The organism is Streptomyces sp. NBC_01264 (genome assembly GCF_026340675.1).
Classification (GTDB): domain Bacteria; phylum Actinomycetota; class Actinomycetes; order Streptomycetales; family Streptomycetaceae; genus Streptomyces.
The window spans coordinates 3811248-3827344 of the sequence record NZ_JAPEOX010000001.1 but is presented as its reverse complement, the minus strand read 5'-3'; the positions used below and the strand labels follow the sequence as shown (position 1 = coordinate 3827344).

Here is a 16097-nt window from a genome sequence, read left to right as displayed (position 1 = left end):
TTCCGGGCCGAGGAGCCTGCGGGGTCGAAAGCTTCCGGGCCACCGTCCATTGTCCCGCTTCGCGCAAGGGCGCCCGAGAGGACCTGCCCATGGGCTAGAACGTACGTATGACCCATGGTGTGCACGAGGAGCTGGACAAGCTCTGTGACGAGGGCATCGAGCAGGTGATCGGCTGGCGCCGTCATCTGCACCGCAATCCGGAGCTGCCCAACCGCGAGGCCGCCACCGCGCGGCTCGTGGCGCGGGAGCTCGCCGGCTTCGGACTGGACGAGGTGCGGACCGGCATCGCCGGGCACGGGGTGGTCGGGGTGCTGCGCGGCGGCCTGCCCGGGGAGCGGGTGGCGGCGCTGCGGGCCGACATGGACGCCCTGCCCGTCCCCGACCGCTGCGGCGCGGACTTCGCCGCCACCGGCGCGGCCTCGCACGCCTGCGGCCACGACTGCCACACCGCGATGCTCCTCGGGGCCGCGCGCGCACTGGCCGACGTACGGGTACGGGAACGGCTGCCCGGAACCGTGCTGTTCGTGTTCCAGCCCGCCGAGGAGGGTCCGCCGGTCGACGAGGAGGGCGGGGCGCGGCTGATGGTGGCCGAGGGGGCCTTCGCGGACCCCGTCCCCACGATGGCCTTCGGCATGCACGTCACCCCGCACCCCAAGGGCTGGGTGGGCTACAAGTCCGGCCCGATGTACGGGGCCTCCTGCCTGGTCCGCGTCACCGTCACCGGCAGGCAGTCGCACGCCTCCTCCCCCTGGCACGGCATCGACCCGATGCCCGCGGTCGGGGCGCTGCTGACCGGGATCGGCCAGCTCTACCGGCAGGTGTCGGCGTACTCCCCGGTCACGGTCTCCATCGGGCACATCGAGGACGTCGGCCGGTTCAACGTCATCGGCGAGACCGTCACCCTGTGGGGCACGATCCGCTGCGCCGAGGAGCGGGACATGCCCGAGGTCAAGCGCCGGCTGACGGTACTGGCCGAGCACACCGCCGAGGCCTACGGGGCCTCCGCGACCGTCGAACTGCTCCAGGACGTGCCCGCCGTGCACAACGACGCGGCCTGGGTCGAGGCCGCGCTGCCCACCCTGCGCCGGGTCGCGGGCGCGGACCGGGTGGTGGAGGTCGGCGGCACGCTGGGCTACGACGACGTATCCGAGTTCATCACCCGCTTCGGCGGGCTGTACGTGATGCTCGGCGTCCAGGACACCGCACTGGACCCGGCGAGCGGCGAACCGGTGCCGGTCCCCGGCGGGCGCGGCCTGGTGGGCAACCATCACCCCGGCTTCTACGCCGACGACGACACCCTGCTCACGGGCGTACGGCTGCACGCGCACGCCGCGTACGACCACCTGACGGGGGCGCTCGTCACGCGCTGACCGGCGTCCTCGCGAGGGCGGCGAGCTCGTCCAGTACGATCGCGAGTTCGCCCGCGAGGCCCTCCGGGGCGCGGAACCCGTCGGCCGTGACCAGCCCGGCCATGCCCGGGACGGCCGCCGAGGCCTCGGCGGGCACCATGCCGACGGCCTCCAGCACCGGCCGCAGCATCCGTCCGGCGGGGGCGCCGCCGGAGCCGCCGTCGCTGTAGGAGAGCAGCCCGGCCGGCTTGCCCTGCCATTCGCGGTAGAGGAAGTCGATGGCGTTCTTGAAGGGGGCGGTGAAGCCGCCGTTGTACATCGGCAGGACGAAGAGGAAGGCGTCGGCGGAGTCGACCAGGGCGCTCCACGCGCGGGTGTGGGGGTGGGTGTAGATCCCGGTCGAGGCGTATTCGGGTTCGTCCAGGAAGGGCAGGGCGATCTCGGCGAGATCGATGGGGGTGACCTCGAAGCGTCCCCGTGCCCGGTCGGCGGCCCAGCGGGCCAGGGGGCGGGCGGCGGAGGTGGGGCGCACGGAGGCGGAGACGACGTGCAGGCGGATCGGGCGGGGGCTCATGGTGGCTCCTCGGGCGCGTTCGGGATTTTGTTGACGTGTCACCTATGGCGTGGGGCCTATGAGAACGCAGGAGTGGGTGACGTGTCAACTAGATAGGTGACGTGTCACGTATCGGTCTAGACTGCGACCATGACCGAGAACGAGGGTGAGACCGCACCGCGCTGGCTCAGCGCGCCCGAACAGCAGGCCTGGTACGCCTGGCGGCGGATGTTCCCGCTGGTCAACGCCGATATCGCGCGCGATCTGACCCAGGACAGCGGGCTCTCCGAAGCCGACTACGACGTCCTGTCCGTGCTCGGCTCCACCGACGGCCACCGCATGCGCATCAGCGCCCTCGCCGTCCTCATGCAGTGGTCCCGCAGCCGGCTCTCCCACCAGCTCACCCGGATGGAGCAGCGGGGCATCGTCCGCCGCGAAGAGGTGGTCCACGACGGGCGCGGCGCCGAAGTGGTGCTCACCGAGCAGGGCGTCACCACGATCATGACGGCCGCCCCGCTCCACGTGGAATCGGTGCGCCGCCACCTGATCGACATCCTGACCCCGGAGCAGCTGCAGACCTTCGCCGAGGTGGGCGAACTGCTCCGCACCCGCCTCGGCGTCGAGCGCAAGACCCGCTGAGTCGCCGACCTGCTTGTCCGCTGACCTGCTTGTCCGCTGCGCCGCTGCGCCGCTGCGCCGCTGCGCCGCTGATCCGCCGGGCTACGGCCGCCAGACCACCCGGTGTTCGGCCAGGTGCGCCAGCACCGAGTGGTTGGCCTCCCAGCCGTCCGGGAACTTCATCGTCACGCCCAGCTGCACCGGTTCCGAGGACGGGTGGGCGTCCAGGAGCTCCGCTATCCCCGCCCTGGCCACCACCACGCAGGCGTGCCGGTGCCGGGAGGCCAGGACGCAGAGCCGGCCCGTCTCCAGGTGGAAGGCCGTCGCGTCCGGCCGGCCCGACAGCGGGTGCAGGACGACGGTGAGGTCGTACTCGCGGCCCTGGAGCCGGTTGGCCGTGTCCACGGTGACCCCCGTGACCCCGAGCGCCGACAGCGCCGCCCGGACCGCCGCCGCCTGGTCCCGGTGCGCGGTGCCCACCGCGATCCGGTCCGCCGTCAGCGGGGACGGGCCGCCCGGCTGCTCGTCCACCGTCACGGCGCCCCGGTCCAGCGCCCGGCGCACCACCAGGGCCACCGCCCGGACGGCCTCCGGGTCGGTGCGCGGGGTGTGCCGGGCCGGCAGCTCCAGCAGCCCCCACCCCGACTCGGCGGCCTCGTCCAGCACCCGGTCGGGGCCCGAGCCGTCGCCCGCGACCCCGTAGGACAGCCGCCGCTCGCCCGGGCCCGTACCGCTGCGGAACTGCGTGTACGGGTAGAAGGCGCGGGAGACCAGCGGCGCGGCCGAAGCCGGCAGCCGCCAGGACACCGGCAGCCGGTGCTGCGGCAGGTCCGGGTTGTGCGCGAGGAGGGTGGACACCGCCGAGGCGGAGGGATCGTAGGACAGACCCGCCCACTGCTCGGACCCGACCACGCTGAAGGGGTCGAGCTGCCCCGGGTCGCCCACGAACAGCGCCCGGTCGAACAGCCCGGCCACGGCCAGCAGGGCGTCGGAGCGCATCTGGTACGCCTCGTCCACGATGGCGTGCTCCCAGGGCTCCACGTCCTTGACCCACGCCCACTTGGCCGCCGTCGAGATCGTCACCGGCAGCCCCGCGAGCTCCCCCGGCTTCGCCGAGAGGACCACCGAGTCCAGGTCGCGCAGCGCGGGATCGTAGGCGTCGCCCTCGCTGCTGTGCAGCCGGCCCACCTTCAGCTCCGGGTCCTTCGCGTGCAGCCGCAGCACCAGGTCGTCGACCTGGGCGTTGGTCTGCGCGACCACCATCAGCCGGCGCCCGGCCGCCGCCAGGTCCCGGGCGGCCCGCACCACCAGGGTGGACTTCCCGGCCCCGGGCGGGGAGTCGACGACCACGCCCCGGGCCCCGCCGTGCAGGGTGTCGCGCAGGATGGCGTCGGTGGCCCGGCCGGCGGCCGCACCCGGATCGAAAGCGGTGCTCGCGGTGCTCACAGGAGGTCCTCGGCGGTCACGGGGTCGGGCAGCGGCAGCACGGGGGCGTCACCGGTCAGGTGCGCGGGCGGGCCGCCGTGGGTCCACGGGGTCTGCTCCGCGTCCGGCAGCTTGGGGCCGCCGCGCGCATCGTGCTCGAACAGCGTCCAGCACACGCGGTCGCCCTTCTCCGGCACCGAGCCCGGCTCCGGGTCCTTGCCGCGGCCCATCTTGTCGAGGACGCGCAGCACGAGCCGGCCGTCCTCCTCCCGGCGTACGAACTGCGCGCTCTGCGGGCGCCCGTCCAGCGAGCGGTACACCTTCGGGCCGCCGCCGCTGCTGCCGCCCGTGCCGTCCTCCGCGAGCTGCGGCCGGTCCTCCGTGGCCACCCACACCAGGGGGCGCGGGCTCGGCCGCTTCGACTCCGTCCACTCCATGACCACTTCGGTGACCTCCCCGGCGAAGGCCTCGCCCGAGAGCCGCCGGCCCGCCATCACCAGCAGGTCGTCCAGCGCTTCCTGGGCGTCGAGCCGCACCTGCTCGGTCTCCCGCGCCGCGAGCTTGCGCGCGGCCGTCACCGCGTCGTCGCGGCGCGGCTGCGGGCCCTCGCCCGCCCGGACCCGGTCCCGGTGGCCGGTGTACGACCAGCGGTCACCGGTCCAGCGGTCCTCGGCCCGCTCGCCCGCCGGTAGTTCGCGCATCAGGTCCAGCGCGTGCCACACGGCCCACCAGGTGCTCTGCATCTGGTCCACGACCAGCCGCCGGAGCGCCCGCTCGGCGAACCGCGGACCGTCGCCGTCCCGGGGCTCGGTCATGCGTGCCGCGTCGAACTTCGCGATCGCCGGGGCCAGCAGCTTGTTGTCGAAGGCCGGATCGGTGGCCGGACCGGCCGGTGGGAGCAGCAACTGGCCGTGCTCGTCCCGGCCCAGTTCGGCACGCAGCGCCTGCTCGGCGCCGGAGGTCCCCTCCGCGGGGTCTATCCAAGCCAGCAGCGCCTGCAGGTGCTGGTCCTCCAGGTTGCTCTGGCCGGTCGCCCAGTGCCGGGCGAGCAGGTCCGTCGCCGACATCAGCATCGAGGACCCAGGCACCCGGGAGCGCTCGGCGAAGTGGGTGAACCAGCGGCCCAGCAGGGGGACCTGCGCGGGCACCGGATACGGGTTCTCGGGGTCCTCCTCGGCGGTCCGCCGGAACCGCATGGACCGCCCCAGCAGCCGGACGTACTCGACGCCCGCGCGGCTCGGCACGATCAGCTGCGGAGCGTCGAGACAGAGCTCGGCCTCCACCTTGACCCGCTTGCCCGTCTCCGGGTCGGTCTCGGTCCGCTCCACCGGCTCGACGGCGTCCGCGAACCCGTCGATGTACGGCATCAGGTTCCGGGCGAGCTCGGCCAGGAACTCCCACCGCATGTCCCGGTCGCGCGGCTGCGGCACGACCAGGATCCGCGGGTCGTGCGGGTCGGTGCCGAACATCGCGCCCAGCGGGGCCCCGGCCTCACCCGCCGTCGTCAGCGGTACGAAGACCAGCGGCTGCTCACCGAGATGCCGGTGCCGTACGGTCGCCAGCGGCTGGGCCCGCCCGGCGCGGACGGCCTCCAGCCGGGCCAGGGTGTTCAGCAGGGACATTCGACGACCTTAGGGCGGATGCGGGCGGGGGCTTGCTCCAGTGCCTCGGCGCGCAACCGGGCGGCGTACCGCAGCGCGGCCGCGGTGGGGTCGTCGAAGGCGACGCCGGAGGCGGGGCCGGTGTCTGCGGCGCCGGTGCCTGCGGGGGCGCAGTGACCGGCCGCCGCCGCGAGGGCGGCCTCGACCGTGGTCAGCCCGCCCAGCTCGCCCCGTACGGAGCGGCCGAGCGCGGTCACCTCGTCGGCCGTGCGGGCCCGGTCCCGGCAGTGGAAGGCCAGCTCGCAGGCGGCCAGGCACTCGGGGGCGTAGGAGGCGGACACGGCGGAGACGGCCTCGGTCAGCTCCTCGGCGGAGCACGCCGGATCGAAGGTGAGACCTTCCGGCAGGGCCCCGGCCAGCTCTTCGACCCGGGTGAGCCGCTCCAGCTGGCGCCGGGTCACCGAACGCTCGCGGCGGACGTCGACCGGGGCCGCGGTGGGCAGGTTGGAGAAGTCCTTGGGGCAGACGAGCAGCACCCTGTGCCCGACCTCGGCGCCGGTCACCTTCGCGGCGGTCGTCTCCAGGGCCAGGACGTAGACGGCGGCCTGGCGGGCGGCGGCGCCCACCTTCGCGGGGTCGGCGGCCCCGTCGATCATCGGGAACGACTTGATCTCCACGACGGTCCAGCGCCCGTCGGGGTGCACGACGACCGCGTCCGGCTCCAGGTAGGCGGGGGAGCCGGCCACCTCCAGCGCGAGCATGGGGTGGTCGAGCAGGGTCCAGGCCCCGGCGGCGGTCGCCTCGCGCAGGGCGAGCGCGGTGCGGGCGGCGCGGCCCTGGGGGCCCGCGGCGGTGAGGTCGGGGGTCAGTGCGTCCGGTCCGGGCGGGCCGGCCGCGCCGGCGGGCCCCGCGCCGAGGTGCTCGTACACCAGCCGCAGGAGCTCGGCTCCGCCGTCCCCCTTGACCTTGGCCTCGAAGGAGTTGCCGCGCACGATGGCGAACTGCGACTGCCCGAAGGCCGCGGGGGAGCCGAGGGCCGCCGCGAGGACGGTCTTGTCCACGCCGGCGCCGTCGAGCAGGGCGCGTCTGCCGCAGCCGGGGTTGGCGGCGAGGGCCGCCAGCGCGCGGGCGTCGAGCGGGCGCGGCGCCACGGCGGGGCCGCGCAGATCAGCGAGCCGTTGCCGCAGCGTCTTCGGGGGATTCGCGGGACTCGCCGGCTGCGCGGCCTGCGGGGCCCGGGCGGCCTGCGTCGCCTGCCATGCCGCCGGACCCGTCGTCGGTCCGGGGGGCGGCGGCGGGGTCTGCGGCGGCTGACCGCTGGACGGGTAGGAGCTCACCCGCGGAAGTCTCCCATCCGCCACTGACAATCGTGGACTTACGGAGGAAACCGGCTGTTCGGGTGGTGTGCGGAGACCCGGTGGGAGCGGTGAGCCCGGTGTATCCGGCGATCCGGGCCGGCAGGGCGCGGGCCGCGAGGTAGCCGGCCCCCATCACGGCGGCCCCGGCGACGGCGTCGAGGAAGTAGTGGTTGGCCGTGCCCATGACCACGACGGTGGTGACGACGGGGTACGCGGCGCCGAGCGCCCGGACCAGCGGCCGGCGGGCGCAGCACCACAGCATGACCCCGCACCACAGCGCCCAGCCCACGTGCAGGCTGGGCATGGCCGCGAACTGGTTGGTGAAGGAGCCGAGCCCGCGCGGCGCACTGGCCTCCCCGCCCCACCAGCCGTAGGAGCTGTAGCGGGCCATCGTGTCGGTGAACCCGTACGAGGCGTCGAGCAGCCGGGGCGGGCAGGTGGGCACCAGGGCGAAGCCGACGAGCCCGAGGAGGGTGGAGATCATCAGCCAGGTGCGGGCGAATCGATACTGCTGGGGGCGGCGCCGGTAGAGCCAGACCAGCACCGCGGGGGTGACGAGGTAGTGCAGGGAGGCGTAGACGAAGTCGGCGGGTATGCCGAGGACCGCCTGGCCGGTGAAGAGCCGGTTGAGCGGTCGCTCCAGGTCGAGGGCCAGGAGCTCCTCCATGCGCAGGATCGCGAGCCCGTGGTCCACCGCCATCCCGACGTCGCCCCGGGCGAGGAGTCTGCCGCCCGAGTACGTCGCGTAGACGAGCCCGAGGAGCAGCAGTTCGGCCCACCAGCGCGGAGGCTGCCGCCTATTAGTCATACGGCATATGACGTGTGTGAAGAGGTAAGGGTTGCGTGGTGTTCACCTGATGGATGATGGAGCGGCGACGGAACCCCCGCAAAGCAGTGCGAATAGTCGGTTCCGTCGTTGCTCCGCCCACCGCACCCCCTCGACCGGGAGAACTCATATGGCCCCCCGCATCCTCTTGGCCCGTCACGGCCAGACGGCGTGGTCCCAGCTCGGCAAGCACACCGGACGCACCGACGTGCCGCTGTTGGAGGAGGGGAAGCGCGGCGCGAAGCTGCTCGGCGAGCGCCTCGCCCGCGACCCGTGGGCGAGCCTGCGCGGGCTGGAGGTGCGCACCAGCCCCCTGGTCCGGGCGAGCGAGAGCTGTGACCTGGCCGGCTTCGGCATCCAGGCGGAGCCCTGGGACGCGCTGATGGAGTGGGACTACGGCGACTACGAGGGCATGACCCCGGCCGAGATCCAGGCGATCCGGCCCGGCTGGCTGATCTGGCGCGACGGCGTCCCGGGCGGTGAGTCCGTCGCGGACGTGTCGGCCCGCGCCGACGAGGTCGTCACCTGGGCCCGCTCGGCCGAACGCGACGTCCTCGTCTTCGCGCACGGCCACATCCTGCGCACCCTGGCCGCACGCTGGCTCGGCTTCGACGCCTCCTTCGGCGCCCGCATCCGCCTGGAGCCGACCTCCCTGTCCGTCCTGGGCTGGGCGTACGGGGCCCCCGCGCTGGAGCGCTGGAACGACACGGGGCACCTGGAGTAATCCAGCCCCGGGGTTTGAGGAGCGGAGTCAGGCCGAAGCGTGCTTGGCGAGGAACGAGCCCACGCGCGGGGAGCGCTGGTGGGGGACCAGGGTGCGGGCCGTTGCCGCCAGCATCGACTGGATGCGGGTCGACTGGACCTCCTCCAGCAGCTCCAGGACCCGGCCGCCGGCCCAGGCGGCCTCGTCGGGGGCGCCCGCGTGGGCCAGGTTGTCGGCCAGCTCCGCCGTGTAGAGGGCGACGTTGCGGGCGAAGTGCGGGTCCTGGAGGTCCGCCGCCCGGCGGGCGTGGCGGGCGGCCCGGGCGTGCTCGCCGAGCGCGGCCCAGCAGCGGGACTCCAGGGACTCCAGCTCGGCCTCGCCGAAGAAGGACATCCACTCCGGATCCGCCCCCGCCTCACCGCGCGAGAACTCCGTGTGCGCCCGGGTCAGCGCCTCCTCGCAGGCCTTGCGGTCGGACAGCCCCGCCCAGCCGCCGGCCTCCCGCAGCGCGAGCAGCGACAGCAGCCTCGGGGAACCGAGCGAACGGGCGGCGCGGCGGCCCGCCTGGGCCGCCCGTACCGATTCGCGGGGGCGCCCGCAGTCCCGGGCGAGGAACGCCATGTTGCTGAAGGCGTGCGCCTCCAGACCGGCGTCCCCGGAGACCCGGGCCGTGGCGAGCGCCTCCGCGTAGTGCGAGCGGGCGTCGTCGAAGCGGCCCGAGTCGTGCGCGAGCCAGCCCACCGAGATGGCCAGCTCGCCCGCGCCCGCGTGCAGCCGGTCCTCGGTGGACTGCCGGGTCGCCCCCGCGTCGAGCAACGCGTAGGCGGTGCGCAGGGGTTCGGCGGCCCGCCGGTACAGGGCATCGGCGCCGTGCCGGTCGTCCAGCAGCCGGATCTGGCGTACGGCGTCCTCGACGGCGGCCGCCTCGGACTCGCCGGCGCGGGAGGGGAGGGGGGCTCGCTCTGCGCCGAGCAGGGTGAGGCTGAGGGTCGCGGCCGCGACGGTCGCGGAGCCCCCCGCCATGAACGCGCGACGCAGCACGTCGCTCTCCTTGGAACGCGAAGGGGCGGGGGAGCCGGTGGGGTGGGGGCGTTGGGCGAAGGCCGAGAAGGGCGCGGCCTGCTCGCGCTGCGCCAGCCGTCCCCGTACCGTCTCGCGCGGGGAGAACCCCAGGTCGGCCAGGGTGCGGCCGGGGAACATGTGGAGGAAGACCCGCTCGTAGGCGTAGTTGGGGCAGCGGATCTCGCCGGACTCGACCCGGCCGATGTAACGGGCGTCGCAGGAAACCGTTTCTCCGATTTCCTTCGCCGCCCTGCGTACCAACGCGGCGAATTCGGCCGGGGAGTGCTGACCGCGCAGCCGCCGGAAGGGGGTGTTGGGTGAGTGGGGGGACGTCGCCATGGACGCGGCCTCTCTGGGCAAGTGATTGCGCTGCCGGTGACTGTGTGGTGCCTGTGACGCGCTGCCCGGCGGGCATGAACGTACCGCCACCGGCGGAGGGTTGACTCGGTGTTTGGCTACAAAACGGATATCTCACCCGCGATCCGCCATGAACTGCCATCCTTTGCAGCGTCTTGCCGCCGCACCTGTTGACGTTCCCGTGCGTTGAACCCGTGCGGAGTGGGAGGAAGCCCGTCGGCTTCCGGGACCGCTGCCGCGATGCTCGTACGCGGATCGAGGAGGGGTTCCCTTGGTGGAGGGCGGCATGGAGAGTACGGACACGAACACCGCGCCCGAGCCCGGAGCGGCCCTCCTCACGGGCGCCCCGGACCTGGTCACGGTGCCCACCCGGCAGGGGCTGGAGGCCGTGGACATCATCCAGCGGGCCGCCGGCCAGGCCAGCCGTGCGGGCGGCGTCGGCCCGGTCCTGCACGACAGCTCCGGCAGCACCCTCGGCTTCCTCGTCCCGCCCGGCACCGCCGACGCCTGGGACCTCCCGGGCAGCGCCTGTACGCACACCAACGGGCGCGGCATGCGCTTCGGCGACACCTCGCCCACCGCGGGCGACACCGGCTGGCTGCTGCCTCCGGAGGCCGTCGGGCCGGTCACCGACCCGGAGGTGCTGCGGGCGGCGCTCGGTGAGGCGGCCCGGCTGATCGAGGCCGCGGACAACTGCCGCTAGGGCCTGTCGGGCCCTGACCAGCCATAATGAGGGCGTGGCGAGCAAGGGCAAGGGCAAGAGCAGCGACAAGGGCAACGACAGGCGGCGCGGCGGCCGGGACGCCTCCGAGGCCCCGGCCGGGCCGGTGGACGGCGGTCACGCCGCGCTGGAGCCCGACCGGGAGCGGTCGCGCGCCTGGACCCTGCTGATCGACGGAGCCCCGCAGTCGCACGTGGACCTCGACGACCCCGGACACCTGGACTTCTCCTACCAGCGCCGGATCGGCCACCTGATCGACCTCTACGCCCCCGCCCGCCAGCCCCTCAACGTCCTCCACCTCGGTGGCGGCGCCTTCACCCTCGCCCGCTACACGGCCGCCGCCCGCCCCCGCTCGACGCAGCAGATCGTCGAGATCGACGCCGGGCTCGTGGCCTTCGTACGGGAACACCTGCCGCTGGACCCGCAGGCGCGGGTCCGGGTCCGCGCGGTCGACGCCCGGGCCGGGCTGGCGAAGATCCCCGACGGCTGGGCCGACCTGGTGATCGCCGACGTGTTCGGCGGGGCCCGCACCCCGGCGCACCTGACGAGCGCCGAGTTCCTGGACGACGTACGCCGGGCCCTGGCGCCGGGCGGCTGGTACGTGGCGAACCTCGCGGACGGTCCGCCGCTCTCCCATCTGCGGGGCCAGATCGCCACCGCCGCGTCCCGGTTCGCGGAGCTGGCGCTGGCCGCCGACCCCGTGGTGTGGCGGGGGAAACGCTTCGGCAACGCCGTGCTGGTGGCCGCCGACCGGGAGCTCCCGGTCGCCGAGTTCACCCGACGGGTGGCGAGCGACCCGCACCCCGGCCGGGTCGAACACGGCCGCGCCCTCATCGACTTCGCGGGCGGCGCCGTCCCGGTCTCGGACGCCTCGGCGGTGGCCTCGCCGGAGCCCCCGCCGTCGGTCTTCCGCTGATCTAGTCGGCCGAGCCGGCGGCCAGTTCGCGCAGGCGGCGCTTGTCCGGCTTGCCGCGGTCCGTCAGCGGGAGCTCCGGCAGCCAGAACACCGCCGCCGGCCGTTGCCCCGGCGCCAGCTCCGCCGCGACCCGTGCGCACGCCTCGGCCGCCGCCGCGTCCGTCGGGGCGTGGCCGGGGGCCGCGACGAGGAAGGCGCACACCGCCTCCCCGGTGAGCGGGTCCGTCCGCCCCACGACGGCCGCCCGGGCCACCGCGGGGTGGCGGGTCAGGGCCGCCTCGATCGGGCCGCAGTAGATGTTGGCCCCGTGCACCATGACCACGTCCTTGACCCGGTCGTCGAGGTACAGGTACCCGTCGGCGTCGAAATGGCCGACGTCCCCGGTGCGCAGCCAGCCGTCGCGCAGGACCTCGGCGGTCAGGGCGGGCTGGTTGCGGTAGCCCGCCATCACCATCGGGGAGCGCACCCACACCTCCCCGGTCGCCCCGGGCGCGCAGCCCCGTACCCCGACCTCCACGCCGGGCGCCGGACGGCCCACGGAGCCGAGCAGGTGGGGGCGGTCGGCGGCCGCCGCGTCGTGGTCGGCGGGGGAGAGCCGGCTGAGCACCCCAGCCTCGTTCAACCCGTAGCCCTGGGTCCAGCGCACCTGCGGACCCCACCGGGTCAGCGCCCGCCGCAGCCGCTCCGGGTGGACGGGGGAGTCGCCGTAGGAGACGCGCACCAGGCCGGGTACGCCGTCGGCGGTCTCCGGGTCGTCGAGCAGCCGGTACAGCATCGACGGCGTCAGGTACGTGGACGCGGGCCCGAGCCGCCGGCAGGCCTCGGCGAACTCCCGGGTGCCGAAGGGGTGCAGGATCTCGGAGCGGCCGCCGACGCGCAGCTGCTCCAGGCACCGGCCGCCGGAGCGCTGGGAGAGGGAGTCGGTCGAGACGAAGGTGAGGGGAGCCGTGTGAGGGGAGTCGGTGCGGGTGGCCGTGCGGGCCGCCATGGCGGCGAAGGTCGAGGCCACCCCCTTCGGCCGGCCCGTCGTACCGCCCGTGTAGGTCACCCGGGCCACGTCCTCGCCGCGCGCGGCCACCGCGACGGGCAGGGCCTCCCGGGCGGAGGCCAGCTCCAGCAGCGCGGCCAGGGCGATGCGGGCTCCCGGGTCCGGCGGCACCGGGGTGTCGTGGACCACCAGGGCGGGCTCGCAGTCCCGTAGCAGGTGGTCGAGTCCGTGGGTGGTGGGGCCGACGCACACATGGGTCAGCCGGGCGCCCAGCACGTGCGCCGCCAGCCGTACGAGAAGGGTCTCGGGCGGGTTCCCCGCCGATACGCAGGCCAGCCCGGAGCCGCGCCGGATGCCCAGCTCGGCCAGGGCGCCGGCCAGCCGGTACGTCCAGGCCAGCACCTCGGAGTGGGTCAGGACCCAGGGACCGGAACCGAAGGCTGGGCGGTCCGCGTACCGCTCGCAGGCGTCGATCAGGTCGGTGACGTAGCGCGCGCCGGTGCTCATGGCGCCACGGTATCCGGCGGGCCCGGGCCGTCTCCGGGCCGGCCGTCTACGGGCCTGCCGTCCACCGGCCCCGCCGTCTACGGGTCGACGATCTCCACCAGCGGCGGGTGGTCGTGCCAGGTGCAGAACACCGACACCTCGCGGCCGTCACGGGTGAAGGTGACGCGGATCCAGGACGGCTGCTTCCAGACCTGCATCCGCCAGCCGGCCAGCGGGGTCGCCGACACCAGCTCGGCGGAGGTGGCGCCGAGACCGAAGACGACCCGGCCGCCCGAGACGCTGTACGCCTTCACGTTCTCGCCCGGGGGCCCCTGCCCCCGCTGCGAACGGGGGGTGGGCGTCGCGGAAGGCTTGGAGGAAGGGGAGGGGGAGGCCGGCGCCGTCGACGCGGACGGCGATGGCGACGGGGAAGCCGACGGCGAGGGCGTCGGCTCCGGCGGCTGCGCTTGGTGTGTGGAGGAGGAGCGGGGCTGCGTGGCCAGCGGCACGGCGAGCGGAGGATCGTAGGCGGTCCCGGACATGACCGAGTGCACGCCCCACCAGGACAGCGTCACGGCCGCCCCGGTCGCCAGGGTCCAGGCCCCCGCATGGCTGACTGCTCTACCGACATGTGCTCGTCGCATCGGGGGACATACTGCACCACCCGTCCCAGACCCGGCCCGGCACCCCTCGGCGTCCCCCGAATGGGCTACGGTGCGGGCCATGGCTAGTGTGCTCGTGGTCGAGGACGACCAGTTCGTACGTTCCGCCCTCATCCGGCACCTGACCGAGGCCTCGCACACCGTGCGCAGCGTCGGCACCGCCCTGGAGGCGCTGCGCGAGGTCGCCCACCACCGCTTCGACGTGGTGATCCTCGACCTCGGACTGCCCGACCTGGACGGCGCCGAGGCGCTCAAGATGCTGCGCGGGATCACCGACGTGCCCGTCATCATCGCGACCGCCCGCGACGACGAGGCGGAGATCGTCCGGCTGCTCAACGACGGCGCCGACGACTACCTGACCAAACCCTTCTCCGTGGAACACCTCTCCGCCCGGATGGCAGCCGTCCTGCGCCGCACCCAGGCGGCCGACGCCGAACCGCCCTCCCGGGTCCTGCGCGTCGGCGGTCTCGCCATCGACCCGCTGCGCCGGCAGGCCGAGCTGGACGGGGCGGTACTGGACCTCACGCGGCGGGAGTTCGACCTGCTGGCCTTCCTGGCCGGGCGGCCGGGCGTGGTCGTGGCCCGCCGGGAACTGCTCGCCGAGGTCTGGCAGCAGTCGTACGGAGACGACCAGACCATCGACGTCCACCTGTCGTGGCTGCGCCGCAAGCTCGGCGAGACCGCCGCCAGTCCGCGCTACCTGCACACGCTGCGGGGGGTCGGGGTCAAGCTGGAGCCGCCGCAGTGATCCGCCGATGAGGTGGGCGCTGGTCAAGGTGTGCCTCGCGGTCACCGTGATGGTGGTCGTGGCCTTCGCCGTACCGCTCGGGCTGGTCGTCCAGGAGATGGCCAGTGACCGGGCGTTCTCCAACGCCGAGCGGCAGGCCGCCACCATCGGGCCGACGCTGTCCATCACCACCGACCCGGCGCAGTTGCGCAAGGCCGTGGAGTCCACGCAGATGGGCGCCGACCGGCGGATGGCCGTGCACGTGCCGGCCGTCGGGGAAGACCCGCGCGTGGACATCGGGGACGGCTGGGCCGGCGAGCGCGCCGTCTCCGAGGTCCGGCGGATCGGGCGGGCCGCGACGGCCCCGGTGGCGGGCGGCGGCTTCGCGATGCTCCAGCCCGTGGCGCTCGGCTCCGGGGACATCGCCGTGGTGGAGATCCTGGTGCCGGAGAGCGAGGTCAGCAATGGCGTCGCCACCGCCTGGGTGATTCTCGCGGGCGTCGGACTCGCCCTGATCGTGGGCTCGGTGGCGGTCGCGGACCGGCTCGGCGCCCGCCTGGTGCGGCCCGCCGAGCGGCTCGCGGACGCCGCGCACCGGCTGGGCGAGGGCCGGCTGGGGGCGCGGGTCCCGGAGGACGGGCCGAAGGAACTCCGCTCGGCGGCCGTCGCGTTCAACTCGATGGCGGACCAGGTGGTGGAACTCCTGGCCAACGAGCGGGAGCTGGCCGCCGACCTCTCGCACCGGCTGCGGACCCCGCTGACGGTGCTGCGCCTCAACGCGGCCTCGCTCGGCGACGGCCCGGCCGCGGAGCAGACCCGGGCGGCCGTGGAGCAGCTGGAGCGGGAGGTCGACACGATCATCCGTACCGCCCGCGAGCAGCGCCCGGCCGCCGCGCAGGGGCCGGGAGCCGGCTGCGACGCCTCCGAGGTGATCCGCGACCGGATGGGGTTCTGGTCGGCGCTGGCGGAGGACGAGGGCCGCGAGGTGCGGCTCGCGGGGGTGGACCGTACGGTACGCATTCCCGTGGCCCGGCCGGAGCTCGCCGCGGCGCTGGACGCCATGCTGGGCAACGTGTTCCGGCACACCCCCGAGGGCACCCCCTTCGCGGTGGACGTGCACGACGCGGGCGACGCGGTCATCGTGCTCGTCTCGGACGCGGGGGGCGGCATCGCCGATCCCGACGCGGCCCTGCGGCGCGGTAACGACGGCGGCCGCGACGGGTCCACGGGCCTGGGGCTGGACATCGTACGGAGGGTCGCGGAGTCGACGGGCGGGGACGTGCGGCTGGGGCGCTCGGTGCTCGGCGGTACCGAGGTGCGGGTGTGGATCGCGCTGGACGGGCGGACGCGGGGCGAGTCCGCCCGGGCCGGACGCGGGCGGCGCAAGCGGCGGCGCAACTGACGTGACCCTGTTGCAGGTGGGGGCCCTGTGGCGGGCGGGGGCGCAACCGATGTAACCCTGCGGCGGCGGGGCGCGCCGCGCGTCCGGTATGTCCCCCTGTCGGTACGGTCCGCGCCATGGACACCCTCGTCTTCGGCGGCCTCCTCGCCACCTCGATCGCGATGTACCGGGACTCCCCGCGGTTCGTCGTGCTCGGTGCCTGGTGGCTCGTGCTCCTCGCCGTGATCCTGCTGATGGCGCACCACATCACCAGCGGCCTCGCCCTCACCTTGAGCTACTGACCGTGGCCGCGATGTCCAGCCTGCTCCCGGAGCCGCCGCTGGAGGGCGGACTGCTGGGCCGG

16 protein-coding genes are annotated in these 16097 nt (G+C 74.6%); 8 read left to right on the top strand and 8 right to left on the bottom strand.

All coding sequences use genetic code 11. From position 1 onward, the window contains the following. Positions 1 to 107: 107 nt before the first annotated feature. Positions 108 to 1370 (top strand): M20 metallopeptidase family protein, encoded by a 1263-nt coding sequence (locus OG435_RS17660; protein ID WP_266877806.1) that lies wholly within the window; start codon positions 108 to 110, stop codon positions 1368 to 1370. On the opposite strand, the gene OG435_RS17655 is transcribed toward OG435_RS17660, so the two are convergent. Next, positions 1360 to 1923, bottom strand: coding sequence for an NADPH-dependent FMN reductase (locus OG435_RS17655; protein ID WP_266877805.1), 564 nt, complete (start codon positions 1921 to 1923; stop codon positions 1360 to 1362). The genes OG435_RS17660 and OG435_RS17655 overlap by 11 nt on opposite strands. 129 nt (positions 1924 to 2052) lie before the next feature. On the opposite strand from OG435_RS17655, the gene OG435_RS17650 reads away from it, so the two are divergent. After that, positions 2053 to 2541, top strand: a complete 489-nt coding sequence (locus tag OG435_RS17650; protein WP_266877804.1) for a MarR family winged helix-turn-helix transcriptional regulator — start codon at positions 2053 to 2055, stop codon at positions 2539 to 2541. 81 nt (positions 2542 to 2622) lie between these two features. On the opposite strand, the gene OG435_RS17645 is transcribed toward OG435_RS17650, so the two are convergent. Genes OG435_RS17645 through OG435_RS17630 form a run of 4 tightly spaced genes read right to left on the bottom strand, consistent with a single transcriptional unit; the run spans position 2623 to position 7712 of the window. After that, entirely contained in the window at positions 2623 to 3966 is a 1344-nt protein-coding gene (locus OG435_RS17645; RefSeq protein WP_266877803.1) for an AAA domain-containing protein, read from the bottom strand. Beyond that, positions 3963 to 5567: a hypothetical protein gene (locus OG435_RS17640; RefSeq protein ID WP_266877802.1), complete on the bottom strand. Its 1605-nt coding sequence runs from the start codon at positions 5565 to 5567 to the stop codon at positions 3963 to 3965. Before OG435_RS17640 ends, OG435_RS17645 begins: the two co-directional genes overlap by 4 nt. Further along, the gene (locus OG435_RS17635) at positions 5555 to 6733 is read right to left on the bottom strand and encodes a hypothetical protein (protein WP_266881822.1); all 1179 of its coding nucleotides are present in this window, start codon (positions 6731 to 6733) and stop codon (positions 5555 to 5557) included. The genes OG435_RS17640 and OG435_RS17635 overlap by 13 nt, the downstream gene beginning before the upstream one ends. Continuing rightward, positions 6714 to 7712, bottom strand: coding sequence for a phosphatase PAP2 family protein (locus OG435_RS17630; protein ID WP_266877801.1), 999 nt, complete (start codon positions 7710 to 7712; stop codon positions 6714 to 6716). The genes OG435_RS17635 and OG435_RS17630 overlap by 20 nt, the downstream gene beginning before the upstream one ends. Before the next feature lie 148 nt (positions 7713 to 7860). Between OG435_RS17630 and OG435_RS17625 the strand changes: the two genes are divergently transcribed. Continuing rightward, positions 7861 to 8454, top strand: coding sequence for a histidine phosphatase family protein (locus OG435_RS17625; protein ID WP_266877800.1), 594 nt, complete (start codon positions 7861 to 7863; stop codon positions 8452 to 8454). 27 nt (positions 8455 to 8481) lie between these two features. On the opposite strand, the gene OG435_RS17620 is transcribed toward OG435_RS17625, so the two are convergent. Next, on the bottom strand, positions 8482 to 9834 hold the full coding sequence (locus OG435_RS17620) for a tetratricopeptide repeat protein (RefSeq protein ID WP_266877799.1): 1353 nt from the start codon (positions 9832 to 9834) through the stop codon (positions 8482 to 8484). Between the two features lie 304 nt (positions 9835 to 10138). Between OG435_RS17620 and OG435_RS17615 the strand changes: the two genes are divergently transcribed. Further along, positions 10139 to 10555 carry a hypothetical protein gene (locus OG435_RS17615; protein WP_266877798.1) on the top strand — a complete coding sequence of 139 codons (417 nt, stop codon included), beginning with the start codon at positions 10139 to 10141 and terminating at the stop codon, positions 10553 to 10555. Positions 10556 to 10589: 34 nt separating this feature from the next. Next, positions 10590 to 11489, top strand: a complete 900-nt coding sequence (locus OG435_RS17610; RefSeq protein ID WP_266877797.1) for a spermidine synthase — start codon at positions 10590 to 10592, stop codon at positions 11487 to 11489. 1 nt (position 11490) lies between these two features. Here OG435_RS17610 and OG435_RS17605 read toward each other — a convergent pair whose 3' ends face one another. Beyond that, on the bottom strand, positions 11491 to 12984 hold the full coding sequence (locus tag OG435_RS17605) for a class I adenylate-forming enzyme family protein (protein ID WP_266877796.1): 1494 nt from the start codon (positions 12982 to 12984) through the stop codon (positions 11491 to 11493). A 77-nt stretch (positions 12985 to 13061) separates the two neighbouring features. Next, a complete protein-coding gene (locus OG435_RS17600; RefSeq protein WP_266877795.1) occupies positions 13062 to 13607 on the bottom strand; it encodes a hypothetical protein in 546 nt (181 codons plus the stop codon). Positions 13608 to 13686: 79 nt separating this feature from the next. Between OG435_RS17600 and OG435_RS17595 the strand changes: the two genes are divergently transcribed. From OG435_RS17595 to OG435_RS17585, 3 genes are all read left to right on the top strand, one after another. Beyond that, entirely contained in the window at positions 13687 to 14373 is a 687-nt protein-coding gene (locus OG435_RS17595; protein WP_266877794.1) for a response regulator transcription factor, read from the top strand. Positions 14374 to 14380: 7 nt separating this feature from the next. Continuing rightward, on the top strand, positions 14381 to 15754 hold the full coding sequence (locus tag OG435_RS17590; protein WP_266877793.1) for a sensor histidine kinase: 1374 nt from the start codon (positions 14381 to 14383) through the stop codon (positions 15752 to 15754). Positions 15755 to 15870: 116 nt separating this feature from the next. After that, positions 15871 to 16035 carry a DUF5993 family protein gene (locus OG435_RS17585; protein ID WP_266877792.1) on the top strand — a complete coding sequence of 55 codons (165 nt, stop codon included), beginning with the start codon at positions 15871 to 15873 and terminating at the stop codon, positions 16033 to 16035. The last annotated feature ends 62 nt before the right edge of the window (positions 16036 to 16097 follow it).